Annotated in this window: 1 protein-coding gene; it reads right to left on the reverse strand. The window is 64.0% G+C overall.

What is annotated here, in order from left to right; all coding sequences use genetic code 11:
• Positions 1–264, reverse strand: a 264-nt coding sequence (locus tag ACX4ZE_RS23400) for a transposase (protein ID WP_480275631.1), incomplete at both ends; no start/stop codon positions are given.

Here is a 264-nt window from a genome sequence, read left to right on the forward strand (position 1 = left end):
GCAGGGCTTGAGCGGTCTGGCCCTGGATGGCACCGGTCGTGATCGGCGGGTGCAGGCCCACCGTACCCGGCGGCGTTGGTTGTCGGGGTTACGGAATCCGAAAGCGATGCGGCCGATGTGTTTGACGATGCGGTTGTAGCCCTCGCTGCGGGCGTTCGACAGCCCGGTGGTGATGGCGGCGATCATCGGTTCCTGCCATTGTTCGATGGTCTGGGCGAGGTCGTGGATCTCGGGAACTTTGGTGTCGGCGCAGAAGGTGTAGAA

The sequence above is a fragment of the Nocardia sp. TBRC8007 genome (assembly GCF_056629435.1).